16 protein-coding genes are annotated in these 19,592 nt (G+C 72.2%); 2 read left to right on the top strand and 14 right to left on the bottom strand.

Going from position 1 to position 19,592, the window contains the following annotated elements:
* Positions 1-6: 6 nt before the first annotated feature.
* The 6 genes from AWC30_RS13190 to AWC30_RS13215 all read right to left on the bottom strand — a co-directional run bounded on the left by AWC30_RS13190 (position 7) and on the right by AWC30_RS13215 (position 6,177).
* Positions 7-927, bottom strand: a complete 921-nt coding sequence (locus AWC30_RS13190; protein ID WP_085110682.1) for a ketopantoate reductase family protein — start codon at positions 925-927, stop codon at positions 7-9.
* Complete coding sequence (locus tag AWC30_RS13195) at positions 924-2,087, bottom strand: enolase C-terminal domain-like protein (RefSeq protein WP_085110683.1); 1,164 nt, start codon at positions 2,085-2,087, stop codon at positions 924-926. The genes AWC30_RS13190 and AWC30_RS13195 overlap by 4 nt, the downstream gene beginning before the upstream one ends.
* A gap of 94 nt (positions 2,088-2,181) precedes the next feature.
* Positions 2,182-3,585 (bottom strand): HNH endonuclease signature motif containing protein, encoded by a 1,404-nt coding sequence (locus AWC30_RS13200; RefSeq protein ID WP_085110684.1) that lies wholly within the window; start codon positions 3,583-3,585, stop codon positions 2,182-2,184.
* 96 nt (positions 3,586-3,681) lie between these two features.
* The gene (locus tag AWC30_RS13205; protein ID WP_085110685.1) at positions 3,682-4,134 is read right to left on the bottom strand and encodes a MaoC family dehydratase; all 453 of its coding nucleotides are present in this window, start codon (positions 4,132-4,134) and stop codon (positions 3,682-3,684) included.
* Positions 4,135-4,138: 4 nt separating this feature from the next.
* Positions 4,139-4,960, bottom strand: a complete 822-nt coding sequence (locus tag AWC30_RS13210; RefSeq protein WP_085110686.1) for an acyl-CoA thioesterase — start codon at positions 4,958-4,960, stop codon at positions 4,139-4,141.
* A complete protein-coding gene (locus AWC30_RS13215) occupies positions 4,957-6,177 on the bottom strand; it encodes a CoA transferase (protein ID WP_085110687.1) in 1,221 nt (406 codons plus the stop codon). The genes AWC30_RS13210 and AWC30_RS13215 overlap by 4 nt, the downstream gene beginning before the upstream one ends.
* Before the next feature lie 188 nt (positions 6,178-6,365).
* Between AWC30_RS13215 and AWC30_RS13220 the strand changes: the two genes are divergently transcribed.
* Positions 6,366-7,355: an esterase family protein gene (locus tag AWC30_RS13220; protein WP_085110688.1), complete on the top strand. Its 990-nt coding sequence runs from the start codon at positions 6,366-6,368 to the stop codon at positions 7,353-7,355.
* Between the two features lie 62 nt (positions 7,356-7,417).
* Here AWC30_RS13220 and AWC30_RS13225 read toward each other — a convergent pair whose 3' ends face one another.
* From AWC30_RS13225 to AWC30_RS13240, 4 genes are read right to left on the bottom strand one after another with little or no spacing between them, the layout of a single operon-like run.
* Entirely contained in the window at positions 7,418-8,392 is a 975-nt protein-coding gene (locus tag AWC30_RS13225) for an NADPH:quinone oxidoreductase family protein (protein ID WP_085110689.1), read from the bottom strand.
* A 15-nt stretch (positions 8,393-8,407) separates the two neighbouring features.
* Positions 8,408-9,736 (bottom strand): maltokinase N-terminal cap-like domain-containing protein, encoded by a 1,329-nt coding sequence (locus tag AWC30_RS13230; RefSeq protein ID WP_085110690.1) that lies wholly within the window; start codon positions 9,734-9,736, stop codon positions 8,408-8,410.
* Positions 9,736-11,499, bottom strand: coding sequence for a maltose alpha-D-glucosyltransferase (treS, locus tag AWC30_RS13235; RefSeq protein ID WP_085110691.1), 1,764 nt, complete (start codon positions 11,497-11,499; stop codon positions 9,736-9,738). The genes AWC30_RS13230 and treS overlap by 1 nt, the downstream gene beginning before the upstream one ends.
* Positions 11,500-11,509: 10 nt before the next feature.
* The gene (locus AWC30_RS13240) at positions 11,510-12,559 is read right to left on the bottom strand and encodes a S1C family serine protease (protein ID WP_085110692.1); all 1,050 of its coding nucleotides are present in this window, start codon (positions 12,557-12,559) and stop codon (positions 11,510-11,512) included.
* 161 nt (positions 12,560-12,720) lie between these two features.
* On the opposite strand from AWC30_RS13240, the gene AWC30_RS13245 reads away from it, so the two are divergent.
* On the top strand, positions 12,721-13,518 hold the full coding sequence (locus AWC30_RS13245; RefSeq protein WP_085110693.1) for a HugZ family pyridoxamine 5'-phosphate oxidase: 798 nt from the start codon (positions 12,721-12,723) through the stop codon (positions 13,516-13,518).
* Here the strand turns inward: AWC30_RS13245 and AWC30_RS13250 are convergent.
* From AWC30_RS13250 to mycP, 4 genes are all read right to left on the bottom strand, one after another.
* Positions 13,515-15,020 (bottom strand): PPE family protein, encoded by a 1,506-nt coding sequence (locus AWC30_RS13250; protein ID WP_085110694.1) that lies wholly within the window; start codon positions 15,018-15,020, stop codon positions 13,515-13,517. The two genes, AWC30_RS13245 and AWC30_RS13250, sit on opposite strands and share 4 nt — an antisense overlap.
* Before the next feature lie 94 nt (positions 15,021-15,114).
* The gene (gene eccA, locus AWC30_RS13255; protein ID WP_109562062.1) at positions 15,115-16,950 is read right to left on the bottom strand and encodes a type VII secretion AAA-ATPase EccA; all 1,836 of its coding nucleotides are present in this window, start codon (positions 16,948-16,950) and stop codon (positions 15,115-15,117) included.
* 13 nt (positions 16,951-16,963) lie between these two features.
* The gene (eccE, locus tag AWC30_RS13260; protein WP_085110695.1) at positions 16,964-18,496 is read right to left on the bottom strand and encodes a type VII secretion protein EccE; all 1,533 of its coding nucleotides are present in this window, start codon (positions 18,494-18,496) and stop codon (positions 16,964-16,966) included.
* A partial coding sequence (gene mycP, locus AWC30_RS13265; protein WP_085110703.1) for a type VII secretion-associated serine protease mycosin occupies positions 18,493-19,592 on the bottom strand: 1,100 nt, incomplete at its 5' end. The genes eccE and mycP, both read right to left, overlap by 4 nt.

Here is a 19,592-nt window from a genome sequence, read left to right on the forward strand (position 1 = left end):
GTCACGCTACCGGCCCCAGGATCGCTCGACGGCTTTGACCAATCCGGTCAGGGTGCCGTTGACCGGTGTGGGCACCCCGGCGCGTTCGCCGTAGCGGCAGACGGCACCGTTGATGACATCGATCTCGCTGGCCCGGCGTGCCTCGTGGTCGAGCAGGGCGGACGGTTTGGCGTCGGGGACCGCGGCGCCGAAGGCGCGGGCATGCTCGACCGGGTCGTCGACCTGAAGCGCGATCCCGTTGGCGCGGGCGACCTCCCAGGCTTCGGTCGCCGCCGCGCGGCTGACCGGGCCCACATCCGGGTCGTCGCGCACCTGTCCGACGAGCAGCCCGGTCAGCGCGCACGGCGCACTGTAGGCGGCGTTGCAGATCAGCTTCTCCCACTGCATGGCGGCGATGTCGGCCACCGCGGCGGCATCGAACCCGGCTGCCGACCAGACCTGTGCGATCGCGGCGGCGGCGGACGCGGACAAGCCCCGGTAGGCGCCGAGCCGGACCGCCCGCATCGCGTTGTGGCGGACATGGCCGGGAGCGACCTTCGCCGCGCCGAAGCCGCTGGCGATCCCCACCGCGACCCGGTCGGCCCCGACGATGTCGGCGACCACATCGGCGGAGCCCAGACCGTTCTGGATGGTGAGCACCGGGGTTTCGGCACCGAGCAGCGGCAGGGCCTGCCGGGCTCCGGTTTCGACGTCGGCGGCCTTGACCGCCAGCACCACCAGGTCCATCGATTCGGCCGGGGCGACGGTCGCGGCGCGGACCGGCACGGTCTGGTCGGTGTCGGGCCCGGTGACCCGCAGGCCGGTGGCGTTGATCCTTTCCACGGCGGCGGGGCCGCGGTCGATCACCAGCACGTCGTTGCCTGCCGCGCCGAGTTTGGCCGCGTAGATGGAGCCCATGGCGCCGCAGCCGATGACGGCGATCTTCATGACGACACCTTTCCGATCAACTCGGCCAATCCGGGTTTGCGTTCCAACCCGAACCCCGGCGCATCGCCGGGCGTGATCCGGCCGTCGGCGACGACGCAGTCCGGCGAGTAACCACCGAACGGCTGGAAGACGCCGGGATAGGCCTCGCAGCCGCCGAGTCCGAGCCCGGCCACGATGTGCAGGTTGATCAGGTGCCCGCCGTGCGGGAAGGCCTGAGACCGGTCGACGCCGTGGGCCTCCATCAGGTCCAGCATCCGGGCGTATTCGGTCAACCCGTAGCTGAGCCCGGCGTCCATCTGGAACACGTCGCGGCCAGCCCGCATCCCGCCGTAGCGCAGCAGGTTGGCCACATCAGGAGTCGAGAAGAGGTTCTCACCGGTGGCGACCGGGCCGTCGTAGTGCTCGATGAGCCGGCGGTTGAGTTCGTAGTCCAGCGGATCGCCCGGCTCTTCGAACCACCGCAGGGCATAGGGGCGCAGAGCCTGCGCCCAGTCGAGGGCGGTGTCCGGGTCGAACCGGCCGTTGGCGTCGACGGCAACCGCGGCGGCATCCCCGACGACGTCGATCACCGCTTCGAGGCGGTCCAGGTCTTCGGCCTGCGCGGCGCCACCGATCTTCATCTTCACCGCGCGGTAGCCGCTGCCGAGGTACCCGCGCATCTCGTCGCGCAACACGCCGAGGCCGCCCGAGCCGGGATAGTAGTAGCCGCCCGCGGCGTAGACCGGAACGCTGCCAGCCGGTTCTCGCCCGGCGTGCCGGGCGATCGTGGCGTAGGCGGGCTCGTCGGCGAGCTTGGCGTTCAGGTCCCAGCAGGCCAACTCCAGCGCCGCTGCGGCGGCCGCGCGGTCGCCATGCCCGCCGGGCTTCTCGTTGCGGATCGCGCAGGCCAACACCCGGCCCGGGTCCAGGCCGCCGGTGTCGTTCTGCAGGGTCTCGGGGGCCGCGGCCAGCAGTCGCGGGATCATCCGGTCCCGCAGGATGCCGCTCTGGGCGAACCGGCCGATGGAGTTGAACGCCACTCCAACGACCGGCTTTCCGCCGCGGGTCGCGTCGGAGACCACCGCGACCAACGAGACCGTATGGCTGGAGAAGTCGACCAGGGCGTTGGCGATATCGCCGCGCAGCGGCACGCACTGTTCGACGACGGCGGTGATGCGCATGTGTTCGCTGCTCGTCCCGGCTACCGGCCGCGTCGCCGCGGCAGCGGGGGCATCCCGTAGTCGGTCACGAGACCGATCGTAGGCCGTCCCCGGGTCAGGCCGGGCGGGCGCTGTCCGGGTCGTCGCCGCTGTCCTTGCCCGACTCCCCGCCGTCGTGCAGGAGTTTCTCCGGATGGTGGTAGGTGTTGGTGCGCGGCTGTCCGGTGTCCTGCCCGCGCGGCGGGATCCACTCGGTCTCGCCGTGCGCGTTGGTCCGGGTGCTCCAGCCGCCGGGCCGGATCAGCCGGTGGTCGACACCGCAGGCCAGCGCCAGGTCATCGATGTCGGTGCGCCCGGTCTCGGAGTAGTCGGTCACGTGGTGCACCTCGGTGAAGTAGCCGGGAGCGTCGCAGCCCGGCCGGGTGCAGCCCCGGTCGCGGGCGTACAGGACGATGCGTTGCCCCGGGGAGGCGAGCCGCTTGGTGTGGAACAACGCGAGCTCTTTGGCGCCCTGGTAGATCCGCAGATAGTGGTGCGCGTGGGAGGCGATCTTGAGCACGTCGCGCATCGGCAGCCAGTTGCCGCCGCCGGTATGCGCCTTGCCGGTGCCCGCCTCCAGTTCGGCGAGGGTGGTCGAGATGATCACGGTGGCGGGCAACCCGTTGTGCTTGCCCAGGTCCCCGGAGGCCAACAGCGCCCGCAGCGCGGCGAGCAGCCCATCGTGGTGCCGTTGACCGGTGGTGCGGCTGTCGCCCTGGATCGCCTCCTGTGACGGGGTGCCCGACACGCACGGGTGTTCATCGGCCGGGTTGGCCATCCCCGGCGCGGCGAGTTTGGCCAACACCGCGTCGAGGGTGGCCCGGAACTCCGGGGTCAGAAAACCGCGGATCTCGCTCATCCCGTCGCGGTCCTGGCGGCCCAATACCAGGGTGCGGCGCCGACACCGATCCTCGTCGGTGAAGTTTCCGTCGGGGTTGAGGCAGTCGGCCATCCGGTCGGCCAGCTTCGCCAGCTGATCGGGCCGGAAGTCGGCGGCGTATCCCACCAGGTCGGCTTCGGCCTTCGCCCGGGTCGCCTCGTCGACGAAGACCGGCAAGTGCTCGAGGAAGGTTCGGATCACCCGGATATGGGCTTCGCCGATCCGGCCCGCCCGCTGGGCGGCCGCCATGGCCGGGCGCAGCGGCTCGGCGGGCTGGCCGGTGAGGGTGCGGCGCGGGCCGAGTTCTTCGGCCACGTCGATCCGCCGTCGCGCTTCCGCCCGGGTGATGTGCAGGCGTTCGGCCAACACGTGCCGCAGGTTGGCCCCGTGCTCCAGCACGTCGTCTCGGGCCGACAGCGCGCGAAGCACCGGGTGCTCGGCCGCGGGCAGGCGCCGGCGCAGCACTTCGAGTCGTTCCAGCACCCGCAGCTGCTCGCGGGTCTTCAGCGCTTCGCAGTCGAGGTCCAGCAGCCGCTCGAAAGCGGCGTCGCAAGCGTCCAGCGCTGCGGCGACCGCCTCCGACGAGCTGATCGAAAACATGTTCGAATAATATCGCCGAGGTCGGACAACGCGGCCCGAGAAGTGCCGCACTGTGGATGAGCCCCTGACTGTGGATATCGGAAGGCGCACCGCCGACTACGTCTGGTAGCGCACGATGCTCTCGGCGACACAGGCGGGCTTGGCCGCGTCCTTGATCTCCACCGTGGTCGAGAGCGTCACCTGGTGCGCGCCGTCGCCCAAATCGGTGACCTCAGCGACGGTGACCGCGGCGCGGATCCTCGCGCCCACCGGCACCGGCGCCGGGAACCGAACCTTGTTGAGGCCGTAGTTGATCGCCAACTTGACCCCGTCCACCCGGAACAGCGCATGGTGGAACCGGGGCAGCAGCGCCAGCGTCAGGTAGCCGTGGACGATCGTGGTGCCGAAGGGGCCGTCGGCGGCCCGTTCCGGGTCGACGTGGATCCACTGATGGTCGCCGGTGGCATCGGCGAACAGGTTGACCTCGCTTTGGCTGATCGTCAGCCAGTCGGTCGTGCCGATCGGCTCGCCCCGCAGCCCGGCCAGCTCGGCGATCTCCAGAACGCGCATGGTGTCAGGTCCTTTCCGTTGTCGGTTTCTCCCGTGGCGTCACCAGTCCCTCTTGCACGACGGTGGCGACCCGCACGCCGGTGCTGTCGAGTAACCCGGCGGTGACCACCCCGCGGCCGCGCGCGGCCGCAGGCGAGGTCGACTCCAGCAACGTCCACCGGTCGGCGCGAACCGGCCGGTGGAACCAGACCGAGGTGCCGGTGGTGCTGGTGCGGTGGGTGCGGTCGCGCAGCGCGATGCCGTGCACCTGCAACGCCGGGTCCAGCATGTAGACGTCGGTGACATAGACCGCGACGCAGGCGTGGACCGCCGCGTCGGCGGGCAGCGGCGCGGTAGCCCGCCACCAGAGCCGGCGGGTGAACCCCTCCCCCGCCCCGGTGTCGGCGATGCGGATGTCGATCTCCTCCAGCGGCATCGACGGCGCGGGTGCCGTCGGCCCGGTCCGCGGCAGGTCTTCGGGGTCGGGCAGCGGCGCATCGGCGCTGCCGTGCTCCGGGCCGGGCAGGGCGGCGGCGCAGGACACCGTCGCCGTCGCCAACAGTCGCTCACCCTGGGCCGCCGAGACCCGCCGCGCCGCGGTGGTGCGGCCGTCGTGGACGGACTCGACCCGGTAGTCGATCGGCGCGTCGGCGGCGCCGGCGCGCAGGAACTGCACGTGCATGGCCGTGGGCGGCATCTGTGCGTCGACCGTGCGCAACGCGGCGGCCAGCGCCTGACCGGCGAGGTGTCCGCCGTAGGTGCGTTTGCCGTCCGGGCCGCTCGGCGGTCCGATCCAGACCTGCGGGCCGCCGGCCCGGACGTCGAGCAGGTGGAGCAACCGGCTCATCGCTGTCCCCGATCCGCGACCGTTCCCGCGGCGACCAACCGGTCGATCTCGTCGGGCGACAGCGCCAGCACGTCGGTGAGCACGGTGACGGTGTCGTCGCCGAGGGCGGGGGCCGGCCGGGCCTGCGGGTGCGCGCCGTCGAACGACAGCGGCAGGCCGGCCGCCCGGTAGTCGCCGATCCCCGGCTGGGTGAGGGGGCCGAACATCGGGTTGTCGGTGACCCGCTCGCTGGCGGCGACCTCCCCGAAACTGCGGTAGCGCTCCCACAGGATGGCGGTCCGCGACAATGCGGCACCGATCTGCTCTGCGGAGTGGCCGGCGAACCAGACGCTGAACAACCCGGTGAGGGTTTCGCGGTAGCGGAACCGGTCCCCTTCGTCGGAGAAATCCACGCCGAGCGCTTTCTCCAGGGCTGCAACGGCTTCCACGGTCCCGGTCATGATCGTCAGGTCGCGGAAGTGCCGCCCGGTCAACGCGACGACCATGAAGTCGGCGCCGTCCGCGCTGGTGAACGTCTGGCCGTACTGGCCGTAGACGGCGTTGCCGAGCCGCTGCCGCTCCGTGCCGTTGACCATCGGCTCGGTGAGCAGGCCGAGGGTGCCCGCCGTGGCCAGCGCGACGTTCTCCAGCGCGAGGGTGACCCGGGTCCCGCGGCCGGTGGCGTCGCGCCGGCGCAGCGCGGTGACGACGCCGAGCGCCGCGTACAGACCACACGCGACGTCCCAGGCGGGCAGGGCGTGGTTGACCGGTGCACCGTGGTCGGCCGGTCCGGTCACCATCGGGAAGCCCACCGCCGCGTTGACGGTGTAGTCGACGCCGGTGGCACCGTCGGCGCGTCCGCTGACCTCAAGGTGGATCAGGTCGGGGCGGGCGTCAACCAGGGAATCGTAGTCATGCCATTGCCGCCCAACGGCATTGGTGATCAACACCCCGGCGCCGAGGATGAGGCGGCGAACCAGCTCCTGGCCTTCCTCGGCACGCAGATCGACCACGATCGAGCGGACACCCTTGTTCAGGCCGGTCCAATAGATGCTGGTTCCGCTCGCCGCGAGCGGCCACCGCCGATAGTCGGCGCCGCCCCCGACCGGGTCGACGCGGATCACCTCGGCACCCAGCTGGGCCAGCGTCATTCCGGCCAGTGGCACCGCGACGAAGCTGGCGATCTCGACCACTCGCACGCCGGCAAGCGGCGCTTGGGCGGCGGTGTTGTCTGTCATGCCGGAATCATGACAGATAACGAGTCGGTCACGCGAGGGTCCGCTCACGAGTCTCAATCGTTAGCTAACCGCGATGTGTCCCAACGGCGTTGACACTCGGACGGACCATCGGGGTCGTGTTTGACTGCCGACGCACAGCCAATCGACCGCGGTGACGCGGCAGATGAAAGTTGGGATGGATAGGGAACATGAAATTCGTTGAAAGGTTACGGGGTGCTGCCGCCAGATGGCCGCGCCGACTGACGATCGCCGCCGTGAGTGCGGCACTGCTGCCCGGCATGATCAGTGCCGTGGGCGGCTCGGCGACCGCGTCGGCGTTCTCCCGGCCGGGCCTGCCGGTCGAGTACCTGATGGTGCCGTCGGCATCGATGGGTCACGACATCAAGATCCAGTTCCAGGGCGGTGGCCAGCACGCGGTCTACCTGCTCGACGGCCTGCGAGCCCAGGACGACTACAACGGCTGGGACATCAACACCCCGGCGTTCGAGGAGTTCTACCAGTCCGGGCTCTCGGTGATCATGCCGGTGGGCGGGCAGTCCAGCTTCTACAGCGACTGGTACCAGCCGGCGTGCGGTAACGACGGCTGCAGCACCTACAAGTGGGAGACGTTCCTGACCCAGGAACTGCCCACCTGGCTGGAGTCGAACAAGGGCGTGTCCTCGAAGGGCAACGCGGCGGTCGGCCTGTCGATGGCCGGTGGCTCCGCGCTGACCCTGGCCGCCTACCACCCGGAGCAGTTCCCCTACGCGGCGTCACTGTCGGGCTTCCTGAACCCGTCCGAGGGCTGGTGGCCGACCCTGATCGGGCTGGCGATGAACGACGCCGGTGGCTACAACGCGAGCGACATGTGGGGCCCGTCCAGCGACCCGGCGTGGAAGCGCAACGACCCGATGGTCCAGATTCCGCGGCTGGTCGCCAACAACACCCGCGTCTGGGTGTACTGCGGTAACGGCACGCCCAACGAGTTGGGCGGCGGTGACCTGCCGGCGAAGTTCCTGGAGACCTTCACCCTGCGGACCAACCAGACGTTCCAGCAGAACTACCTGGCCGCAGGCGGGACCAACGGCGTGTTCAACTTCCCGGCCGACGGGACGCACGCCTGGCCGTACTGGTTCCAGCAGCTGCAGGCGATGAAGCCGGACATGCAGCGGGTGTTGGGAGTCACCCCGACCACCTAAGACCCATCCCACGCATCGGGGGGCAGCGCAATCCAGCGCTGCCCCCCGATGTCATTGGTGCCTCAGTCGCGAATCCGCAGTACGACTTTTCCTGCGGCGGTGCGGTTCTCCAGGGCGGCGACCGCCGCGGCGGCCTGCTCCAGGGGGTAGACGATCGGTTCGGGCGCGGGCAGCCGGCCGGAGGCCAGCAGCGGCTCCAGCTGCGCCCACTGCGCAGCCAGCGAGCCGGGGTGGGTGCCCGCCCACGCTCCCCAGCCGACACCGACGACGTCGATGTTGTTCAGCAGCAACCGGTTCACCTTGACCGTGGGGATCTCCCCGCCGGTGAAGCCGATGACCAGGAGCCGTCCGGCCGGGGCGAGGCTGCGCAGTGAGTCGGTGAACCGGTCCCCGCCCACCGGGTCGACGACGATGTTCACGCCACGCCCTCCGGTCAGTTCCTTGACCGCATCCTTGAAGCCGTCGGCGTAGACGACGTCGGTGGCGCCGGCCGCGGTGGCGGCGGCGGCCTTCTCGGCGCTGCTGATCACCGCGATCACTCGCTCGGCGCCGAGCACCGGAGCCATCCGCAGCGTGGAGGAACCGATCCCGCCGGCCGCGCCGTGGACGAGTACGGTCTCCCCGGCGCGCAGCCGGCCGCGTTCGGTCAGCGCGAAATGCACGGTCAGGTCGTTGAACAGCAGCCCGGCACCGGCCTCGAAGCCGACCCGGTCGGGCAGTGCGAACACCTGGTCGGGTGGGACCGCGACGACTTCGGCCATGCCGCCGGAGAGCATGGTCAGGCCCGCGACCCGGTCGCCGGGCGCCACGCCGGCACCGTCCGGCGCGCTGCGCACCACGCCGGCGACCTCCGCCCCCAGCACGAACGGCGGGTCCGGCCGGTACTGGTAGAGACCGCGGGTCAGCAGCGCGTCGGGGAAGGCGACGCCCGCGGCGTGGACGTCGACGACGACGGCGCCGTCGCCGTCGGGTTCGTCGACGTCGCTCACTTCGATGCCGTCGGGACCGTCCAGTCGGGTGACCACTGCAGCGCGCATGGCTCCAACCCTAGGTCAGCCGAGCAGGTCGGTGATGAAGCGCAGCGGGATCGGTAGCCAACTCGGCCGGTGCCGGGATTCGTAGCCGGCCTCGTAGACGGCCTTGTCGAGTTGGTAGGCGGCCAGCAGCGCGGCGAAATCGCGGGGGTCGCTGCCGGATTCGGCGGCGTAGCCGTCGCAGAACGCGGCCTGGTTGCGCTCGATCCACTCCCGGGCACGGATCGCGAGCTGCTTGTCGGCTTTCTCCGCGCCCTGCTCCAGCAGCGGTTCGTGGGCGGCGTACTCGAAGGAGCGCAGGATGCCTGCGACGTCGCGCAGCGGCGAGTCGGGCGCGCGGCGGATCTCGGTCGGCTGGCCCGGCTCGCCTTCGAAGTCGATGAGCAACCAGTGTTCGGGGGTGCGCAGGACCTGCCCGAGGTGCAGGTCGCCGTGCACCCGCTGCACGGTGATGGTCTCCCCGGTCAGCTGCCGGAAGTGGCCGGTGATCGCGCCGATGTGCGGTTGCAGCGCAGGCACGGTCGCGGCGGTCTCGGTGAGGCGGGTGATCAGGGCGTCGACGGGGAACGGGGCGGGCGCCGCGCCCAGCGCCTCGGCGAGGGTGGTGTGCACCGCGGCCACCGCCTCCCCCAGTCTGCGGGACTCCCCGGCGAAGTCGCCGCCGACCTCGTGGGCGTAGAGGTCGCCTTCGGCGAACAGGTCGCGCACGCTGGCGGTGGCCATCGCCCAGCCCTCCGCGGAGTTCCTCGCGTACTCCGAGACCATGCCCAGCGGGGTCGGCTCGGCTTCGGTGCCCAGCCGGTAGGAGCCCAGCAGCCGCGCGACGTGTGGGCTGCCGGCCCGGGCGAGGACGGCGTTCAACTCGATGTCCGGGTTGATCCCCGGCCGCACCCGCCGGAACACCTTGAGGATGGCGTCCTGTTCGAAGATGACGCTGGTGTTGGACTGCTCGGCGTCGTGCACCCAGGAGGTCGTCTGCGGGGGCAGCGTGGCGCCGGGTTCGGCGGCGAAGCTCACCGCCGACCGCTCGTCGGAGGCTTCGATGAGCGCGAGCAGGTATCGGGTGACGGCCGGGTCATAGAGCCCGTCGTAGCCGACCCGGGCACCGTCGGCGCCGATCCGGGCGGCGTTGCGGTACTCCGGCGGTGGCTGGCCGTCCCAACTGACCAGCACCTGGTACCGCTCGGTCGACCCGTCGGTGTAGGCGGCGTCGATGAGCACCAGGTCCAGGTCGTCGCGCAGGCCGGCGACCACCGCCGGTTCGGCGGCGACCAGGGTGCGGTTGCGCCCGGCGTACCAGCGTTGCTGCGGAAGCCATTCGGCGAATGGGAGATTGGCGGTGACCATCAGGCGTCCCCTTCGGACTCGGTGAGCCGAAACCAGTAGAAGCCGTGGCCGGGCAGGGTGAGCAGGTAGGGCAGCTGCCCGATCCGGGGGAAGTTGACGTGCCCGGTCAACTCCACCGGCGTGTAACCGGCCCAGTGCTGCAGGTTCAGCTCGATCGGTTGCGGGAAGCGGGAGAGGTTGTTCACGCACAGCACGGTGCCGCCCGCGTCGTCGGTCTCGCGGACGTAGGCCAGGATCGACGGGTTGGAGCCGCCGAGTTCCCGGAAGGCGCCGACGGCGAACGCGTCGTAGCGGCGGCGCACCGCGAGCATGGTGCGGGTCCAGTTCAGCAGGGAGGTGGAGGTGTCGCGCTGCGCCTCGACGTTGACCGACTGGAAGCCGTAGATCGGGTCCTGGCAGGGCGGCAGGTACAGCCGGCCCGGGTTGGCGGTGGAGAACCCGGCGTTGCGGTCCGGGGTCCACTGCATCGGGGTGCGCACGCCGTCGCGGTCGCCGAGCCAGATGATGTCGCCCATGCCGATCTCGTCGCCGTAGTACAGGATCGGCGAGCCGGGCAGCGACAGCAGCATCGCGGTGAACAGTTCGATCTGGCTGCGGTCGTTGTCCAGCAGCGGGGCCAGCCGGCGCCGGATGCCGACGTTGGCCTTCATCCGCGGGTCCTTGGCGTACTCGGCGTACATGTAGTCGCGTTCCTCGTCGCTGACCATCTCGAGGGTGAGCTCGTCGTGGTTGCGCAGGAAGATGCCCCACTGGGCCAGTTCGGGGATGGGCGGGGTCTGGGCGAGGATCTCCGAGATCGGGAACCGCGACTCGCGGCGCACCGCCATGAAGATCCGCGGCATCAGCGGGAAGTGGAACGCCATGTGGCATTCGTCGCCGCCGGTGGCCGGGTCGCCGAAGTACTCCACCACGTCGGCGGGCCACTGGTTGGCTTCGGCGAGCAGCACCCGGCCCGGGAACTCCTCGTCGACGACGCGGCGGCAGCGTTTGAGGAAGGCGTGCGTCTCCGGCAGGTTCTCGCAGTTGGTGCCGTCGCGTTCGAACAGGTAGGGCACTGCGTCGAGCCGGAAGCCGTCGATGCCCAGGCCGAGCCAGAAGCGCAGGACGTCGAGCATCGCCTCCTGCACGGCCGGGTTGTCGTAGTTGAGGTCGGGCTGGTGGGAGAAGAACCGGTGCCAGTAGAACTGGCGGCGCAGCGGGTCGAAGGTCCAGTTGGAGTCCTCGGTGTCGACGAAGATGATCCGGGCGTCGCCGTAGCGGTCGCTGGTGTCGCTCCACACGTAGAAGTCGCCGTAGGGGCCGTCGGGGTCGCGGCGGGACTCCTGGAACCACGGGTGCGATTCGGAGGTGTGGTTCATCACCAGGTCGGTGATGATGCGGATGCCGCGGCGGTGCGCCTCGTCGAGCAGGGTGACGAAGTCGTCGACGGTGCCGAATTCGGGCAGCACCTTGTAGAAGTCGCGGATGTCGTAGCCGCCGTCGCGCAGCGGCGAGTCGTAGAACGGTGGCAGCCACAGGCAGTCGACGCCGAGCCACTCCAGGTAGTCCAGCCGTTCGGTCAGCCCGCGCAGGTCGCCGACGCCGTTGGCGTCGGAGTCGTAGAACGCGCGGACCAGGACCTCGTAGAAGACGGCCCGTTTGAACCAGGTCGGGTCGGCGGGCAGCGCGGCGGCGGTGTCGAAGTCCGACGCGGTGGGGTGCTCGACCACCCCGCCTTCCAGGCGGCTGCCGTCGGTCGGGTCGACGTTGGCTGCGCTGCTCACACCCGCATCACTAGCCCACCGGCCCCACGGCCAGGGTCAGGGTCGCGCTGCGGTCGGCGCCGGTGGCAGTGCGCCAGCGCAGTTCGACGGTGTCGCCGGGGTGGTGGCGGTCGATCGCCCGGGTCAACGCGGTCGCGGAGTCGATGGGCTCCCCGCCCAAGCCGAGCAGGATGTCGCCGCGTTTCAGCCCGGCCTGCTCGGCCGGGGTGTTGTCGAGGACCTGCACGATGCGCGCCCCGGCCCCGTTGTAGTCGACGACGCCGATGCCGAGGAACGGCGTGGCGCCGATGTGGACGGTGTCGGAGGCGTTGCCGGACCGGATCTGGTCGGCGATGGCCAGTGCCTGGTTGATCGGGATCGCGAAGCCTTCCCCGCCGGGCTGGGCCATGCGGTAGTTCTCCGAGGCGGCGGTGTTCACGCCGATGACCCGGCCGGTGGCGTCGACCATCGGTCCGCCGGAGTCGCCGGGGCGCAGCGGTGTGCTGGCCCGCAGCATCCCGGTGAGGGTCTCCGAGGCGCCGGTCAGGTCGTCGGAGGCCGTCACCGTCTCGTTGAGCGAGACGATCGAGCCGCGCACCGCGCTCGGGGTGCCGCCCTGACCTCCGGCGTTGCCCATCGCGATGACCGGGTCGCCGACGTTGACGGAGTTCGAGTCGCCCAGGTCGGCCACCGGCAGGCCGCTGCCGCCGCGCAGGCGCAGCAGCGCTACGTCGTGGGTGCGGTCGTAGCCGAGCACGTCGACGTCGTAGGACTGCTGGGTGCCCACCGACGTCGCGGTGATCTGGGTGGCGCCGGCGACGACGTGGTTGTTGGTCAGGACCAGCCCGCTGGGGTCGATGACGATGCCGGTGCCCGCGCTCACCGCGCGGGCGTATCCCATCTGGGTGTCGATGTTGACCACCGCGGGGCCCACCTGGGCGACCGCGGCGGTCGGGTCGAGTGGGGGCGCGGGCAGCGGCGGATCGGCCTGCACCGGCCCGGCGGTGACCACGAGTCCCACGGTGGCCGCTACCCCGAGTAACCAGGCGAACCGGCGCGGCCGGCGGTGAAACCCGCTCATCTCCCCAATACCTCCCATTCGGGCGCGTTTCGCGCACTTCCTGCCACGATAGTGCGCAAATCGGCGTCCGGTGCGGGGCCGGCCCGGTTTCGGTCCGCGGGCGGGGCTCGCCGGGGCCCCGACCGGCGCCCGGGTCGCCGGCCGGCGGTTAAGGTGCGAGCATGCCGTCCCGCGACCACGGCGACCCGGGTGACGCCCCGTCGGTACCGCCGCCCCTGACCGATCCGGACAATCCGGCCCGCCCGTCGGCCGCCGAGGAGGCCCGTACCGTGGCCGCCGCGACCAACACCGGCACGCTGGCGACCCTGACCCGCGAGGGCGACCCGTGGGCCTCGATGGTGACCTACGGGCTGCTCGGCGGTGACCCGGTGCTGTGTGTCTCGACCATGGCCGAGCACGGCCGCAACCTGGTGCACGACCCGCGGGCGAGCATCGCCGCGGTGGCTCCGTCGACCGGCGGCGACCCGCTGGCCTCGAGCCGGGTGACCCTCGCCGGGGTGGCGGAGAAACCCGCCGGCGACGAGGCGGCGGCTGCCCGGGAGGCGCACCTGGCGGCGGTCCCGGCCGCGAAGTACTACATCGACTACAGCGATTTCTCACTGTGGGTGCTGCGCGTACAGCGGGTGCGCTGGGTCGGCGGGTACGGCCGGATGGACTCGGCGAGCGGCGCGGACTACGCCGCCGCGCAACCCGACCCGGTCTCGCCGCACGCGGCACGCGCGGTCGCCCACCTCAACGACGACCACGCCGACTCCCTGCTGGCGATGGCGCAGCGGCTCGGCGGGTTCCCGGACTGCACCGAGGCGGTGTGCACCGGCGCCGACCGGTACGGGCTGGACCTGAAGGTCAGCACGCCGCGGGGGGTGGCCTATACCCGGGTCGGCTACGCCGAGCCCATCGACGGCATCGACGAACTGCGCGGGGCGGCGACGGCGTTGGCGCACCGAGCGCAAGGCTAGTTCCGCTCGGCTCGCTGATCCGGCGGGTCACCCGGCAGCTGCCAGGAGGTGGGCAGCATGGGTTCGCCGGTCACCTCGTCCTCGGCCAGGGCGGTCAACCCGGCCGGCGCCGCCGCGGCGCGCACCGCGGTACCGGCGAAGCCGAGCGGGCCGGCGCCGGTGTCCGAGGTCTCGGGCTGCATCTCGAGGCCGGCCGTCGCGGCCATCTCGGCGGGGATGCTGTGGTCGAGGGTCGCGTACTCGTAGCGGTAGCCGCGGTTCTTGCGCGCCGAGCGGCGTCGGCCTCGGGCGGCGGACTGCCTGCGCCGGGCGGCCGCGGCGGCGGCGACCGCGGCGGCCGCACTCGGCTCCTGCTGTTCGGTGGTCTCGCCGTGCCGGATCGACGGCCCGGTCCCGAAACCGGGGCCGGGACCGCGGACCACGTAGGCGGCGATCTCGGGTCCGGCCGGTGGCGGTGCGGTCGCTCCGGTGGCCGGCGCCGCAGGCGCGGGGGCGGCCGCGGGTGCCGGCGCCGGGGCCGCTGCCGCGGCGGGGGCCGGACTGGAGGCGACCGCGAGCGGCTGTTCGCCGGCCGGCGCGGCCGGCACGTCGACGGGTTCCTCGACGGGGACGTCGGCCGGGGCGGGGGTCACATAGGACAGCCCCGCCAGCCCCAGCGCGATCGGGATCGCCGCCGACGCCGCCGGTCCGAGCACCGCGGCGTACAGCGGGGTGCCGAGCACGGCGAAGACCGCACCGTAGGCGAACAGGTACAGCAGCGGCATCCAGGTGGTCAGCGCTTCGGAGGGGTTGGCCGCGAAGTCGGCGACGATCTGCGCGAGGGTGCCGACCGGGTCGGTCACCACCCGTTTGATCATCTGGTACATCTCCAGGAAGTGCACGGACCCGGAGAGCCACTCCTCGATCGGGTCCCTGGGTGCCGCTGCGGCCCGGCCCGCGGCGAGGCCGTCCAGCGCGGCCGTGGCCACACCGGCGTCCGGGGCGGCCAGCACCATCGGGGCCGGGGTGGCGGTCGGCGCCACGGCCAGTGCCGTCCCGGCGACCGCGTGGTAGGTGCTCATCGTCATCGCGGCCTGCACCCACATCCGCAGGTAGTCGGCTTCGGTGAGCGCGATCGGGACGGTGTTGACGCCGAAGAAGTTGGTGGCGACCAGGGCGCCGAGAGTGGCGCGGTTGACGGCCAGCTCGGCGAGGGTGGGCATGGCCGCCAGCGCGGTGGTGTAGGCGCCTGCTGCGGTCTCCACCTGGGCGGCCTGGGCCGCCGAAACCGCGGTGACCTGGGTGAGCCAGGCCAGGTAGGGCAGGTGGGCGGCCTGGTAGGTCTCCGCGGTGGGCCCCGTCCACGCACCGCGGGCCGTGCCCAGTTGGGCGGTGAGCTCGGCGGCGGCTGAGGAGTAGTCGGCACTCAGGGTGCGCCAGGCGCCGGCGGCGACCAGCAGGGGGCCCGGCCCGGGGCCGCTGCTCAGCTGCAGCGAGTGGACCTCCGGCGGCAGCGCATCCAGATGGGAGCGATCACCGTACCCCTTTCATAGGGTTGCCTAACCTAATTGGACAAGGTGTCAGCATAGCGGCCGCCCGGCCACTCGGCGCAGCGGGTCACTCCGGCAGGTCGACGTGCTTCTCGGCGCAGGCCTCCCGCACCGCGGCCACGACGTCGGCGGCGCAGACCGTGGTCAGGTCCGCCACCGACACCGATCCGGCGTCGGCGCGATGACGGGCCGCCGCCCGGGAGTCGCGCAACCGCTCGGCGCGCTCCAGCACGTTGCGCGCGAACCGCCCGTTGTGCATCACGTCCACCCCGCTCGTGCCGTCGGGGTCGCGGTAGGACCACAGCGCCTCGCCGTAGTGCAGGAGCGCGGCCCGGGCGCCGGCGTCGAGGACGGTGGCCCGCGGATGCCCGTAGCGGGCGGCGATCTCGACCAACTCCGCCGGGCGGTAGGAGGTGAAGCGCAGCTTGCGGTTGAACCGGCCGGCCAATCCCGGGTTGACCGTGAGGAACTCGTCGACCTGCTGCTCGTAGCCGGCACCGATGAAGCAGAAGTCGAAGCGGTGCACTTCCAACGCGGTGAGCAGCTGGTTGACCGCTTCCATCCCGATCATGTCCGGCCTGCCGTCCTGGTGGCGTTCGACCAGCGAGTAGAACTCGTCCATGAACAGGATCCGGCCCAGCGAGCGTTGGATCAGTTCGTTGGTCCGCGGGCCGGAGGCGCCGATGTGTTCGCCGCAGAAATCGGCCCGCTTGACCTCGATGATCTCCGGGTGGCGCACGATGCCCAGCCCGGCATAGATCTTGCCCAGCGCTTCGGCGGTGGTGGTCTTGCCGGTGCCGGGCGGGCCGACCAGCAGCATGTGGTTGGTCTGGTTGACCACCGGAAGCTCAGCCGCCAGCCGCAGCGCCCGGACCTCGATCTGGTCTTCGAGTTCGGCGACCGCCTGCTTGACCTCGGCCAGGCCCACCTGGCCGGCCAGCAGTGCCCGCCCCTCGGTGAGCAGCTCCGCCCGGCGCTGCCGGTGCCGCTCCTCGGCCCGGTCCTGGCCGGTGCGTTCGGTGGCGGCGTCCCAGACGTCGGCGCGGCTGTTGACCGTCTCCTCGTCGGTGACCGCCAGGTGCACCGCCGGGTCGCCCAGCGCCCGTTTGGCCGGGTCGGTGAGCACCCCGTTGACGGTCGCCTTCGACAGCCAGATCGCGGCACGGTCCTCTTCACCGAGTTCGCGGTGCGCCATGCCGCGCAGGTAGGCGAGATCGGCGGCGATGAGCGGGAATTCCTTCGGGTCGATCGCCGCGACGGCCTCGCTGACCGCGACCGGGTCGGCGTGGCCCGGGCGGGATCGCAGCTCGACGCGGGCCACCCAGTCCAGCGCGACCCTGGGCCTGCCGAGGTGCGCGGCGGCGTGACCGGCGAGGGTGGCGGTCGCCGCGGTCACCGCGGCCATCACGATCGCCTGCGGGGGCAGTTCGGCTGCGGCGACGGTGAGCACGTCGGGCCAGCGGCGGGCGGCGAACATCAGGTAGGCCCGGATGTGCTGGTGCCACTGGTGGTTCTCCCAACAGTCCAGCAGCGCCGGATCCGACAGCAGCTCTTCAGCCTTCGCGTACTGACCGTCGTCGATGAGGGCACCGGCCAGCGCCAGCCCGGCGTGTGAGGCCTCGGTCACCGAGATCGCCAGATAGGGGCCGGCTTTGATCGCGGCCGAAAGACTGGCCCCCAGCCGGGTGGTTTCGCGGTGGATGCGCGGACCGTAGCGGTAGAGCTGCTCGAGGGCGCTCAGCGTCTCGTCGCCCGCGGCGATCCGGCCCAGCCAGGCGTCGGCCATCGACGGGTCGGCTTCGGTGGCCTCGCGAAACCGGTCCCGGGCGGCGGCTGGGTCGCGGGCGAACGTCGTCATCGCCTGGTCGAATCGTCGCCGGGCGACGGCGGTGGGTGCCGACATCGGTGCCTCCGGCCTACTCCACGAGGTGCAGGGCGCGGCGCCGCGACGTCGCCTCTCCCGGTTCGGTGTAGCGGTCCTCGGCGCGAAACAGCTCCATCCGCACCGGATACGTCTGGTCGCCGGCGCGGACCTCGAGCCGGTCGGGGCCGGTCTGGGTGATCGCGAGGTCGGCGGCCGCGCGGCCGGTGTCGGAACGCGCGGCGCCCACCACGAGGGTCGTCGCGGACCGCGGCGCCGGCGGGATGGTGCCGTCGACGACGCTGACCGTGGTGCCCGGTGCGGGACGGGCGCGGTCGGTGACCGTGATGGCGGCCATCCGCAGACCGGCCCAGCGGTCCGGGTCGGTGGTGTGCACGGTGAGGCGTTCGCCCGCCCCGGCGAGGCGCAGGATCAGGCGTTTGGTCACCGCGTCGTCGGCGGCGACGGCCACCCGGGTGGTGTTCACCGGGTCGTCGAACGGCAGCAGCAGCCGGCATCCGGTGTCGGACCTGCCGAGCAGCACGCCGGACGGTCCGACCGGTACGGCCAGCGCGGTCGGGAGCCGACGGCGCCGCACCGCGTCCGGGGGTGTGGCGGGCCCGCACAGGGCGGCCGCCAGCGCCTGCGACTGTTGGCCGGGCAGGGGGCGCAGCAGGATGCTCGGCGGCGCCGACGGGGGCTGCGCCGTGCGAACCGTGACGGTGACCGCGACGGTGGCGTCCGCGAACACGGTGAGGTTCGTCGTGACGGCGTCGACCCGCAGCGACCAGGGCCGGCCGAGCCCGTCGGGCGTCAGCGGGCCGGTGTAGTCGTAGCTGGTCAGCCAGCCCGTCTCACCGCGCAGCGAGCGCCAGCGCCGGTTGTGCGCGACGAGCGCGGGACGGCCCAGGCGCAGTTCGAGTTCGGCGATGTCGGCGGCGGTCGCGATCCGGGCCCGGATTCCCTGCTCGCATAGGCGGGCCGCGATCCGTTGGCCGGCCGCGACCGCCGCCGCACCCACCGAATCGCGCCGGTGCAACGCCTCGGCGTTGGGCAGCGCGGCCAGTCGCGCGATCAGCCAGGTCTCGCGGCGACCGGCGTACGGCGGGGTGCCGAGCAGGGTGTCGTAGAGCGCCGGGTAGGTCCCGCAGGCGCCGCGGCGCGCGCCGGTGCTGACCAGGGTCAGCGAGTCCAGGGTCAGCCCGAGGCTGTGCCGCAGCAGCGCGGGCAGCGCCGCGACGTCGAGGGTGTTGTCGGTGTCGGCCGCGGCCGACCCGGTGAACCGGGTGGGTCGGTGCGCACGGCCGAAGATCTGGACTGCGACCGCCGCGACGCCGTCCTGGTAGCGCACTCCGGCGCCCGCGCGATCGTTGGTGGCGGTGACGGGCTCGGACCAGTCCAGGCGGCGGTGGCGGCGCGCCCACAGCAGCCCCCAGGCCCACAGCGGCTTCCCCCACCATGGCACCGCTGCGGTCGCGGTCGAAGCCGCCAGCCCGACGGCCGCACCCACCGTGCCGGCGAGGCTTCCGCCCACCGCGACGGCGGCCACTACCGCGGCGCTGACGCCGATCGCGGTCGGCGGGGTCACCGGGGCCGCCGGAGTCGGGTGAGCAGGGCGGCGCCGACGGTGCCCGCGGCCACCAGCGCCGCGAACAGCAGCGCGATGGCGCGGGCCCGGTGATCGGGCGCCGGCGGTGGCGGTGCCGGCCGGATCAGGCGGGATTGGGCGTCGGGGTCCAGCCGCGGCGCGTCGGGGACGGCGAAGGTCAACGCGGCCACCGGATCCACCACCCCGTAACCGACCTGGTTGTCCACCCCGCGGGGCGGGTTGTGCGCGGTCTGCTGGATCCGGTTGATCACCTGGTGCGCGGAGAGGTCCGGGAACCGGGCGCGCACCAGCGCCGCGACCCCGCTGACGTAGGCGGCCGCGAAGCTCGTCCCCCAGAACGGCATGGTCTTCTCGCCCGGCCGCACCGGCGGGTAGGCGTTGACCGGTCCGCCGGTCTCGGGAGACAGTCCCATGATCCCGACACCGGGGGCGGCCACCGCCACCCACGGCCCGCTGAGGCTGCGGCTGATCGGGGCGCCGGTGTTGTCGACCGCCCCCACCGACAGGACGTAGTCGGAGAACCACGCCGGTGACGAGACGGTTTTGACCTGATGCCAGTCGCGCGGGTCGGCCGGGTCGAGCGGGTCGAAGTAGGGGTTCTGCGCGCAGTCGTCTTCGCCGTCGTTGCCTGCTGCGGTGACGATGACCGCGTCGCGCACGGTCGCCGCGTACCATAGCGCCGCGCCCAGCGCGCCCTGGTCGAGCGGGTCCGCGGCGGCGGTGCAGGAGGTGACGCTGATGTTGATCACTTTCGCGCCGAGGTTGGCGGCGTGCACGACGGCGCTGGCCAGGGTGGCGACGGTGCCCGCCTTGCGGCGGGTCTCCAGGTCGCCGGGCTGGGGGTGTTCGGGTTCGTAGGCCCGCGATGACTGTCGGATCGCGATGATCACCGCGTGCGGGGCGACGCCGGCGACCCCGTCGGGCGCTCCGGGCGGGGGTGCGGGCACCTCCGGGTCGTCGGGCTCATCGGGGCCCGGCTGACCGGGTCCGTTCGCGGGTTGGTCGGGCGGCGGTGGTGGCTGTTCCGGCGGCGGGACGGTCTCGGTGATCGTCACCGGCGGCGGGGGCGTGGGAG

It is taken from the genome of Mycolicibacillus trivialis (assembly GCF_002102395.1).
Taxonomy (GTDB): Bacteria; Actinomycetota; Actinomycetes; order Mycobacteriales; family Mycobacteriaceae; genus Mycobacterium; species Mycobacterium triviale.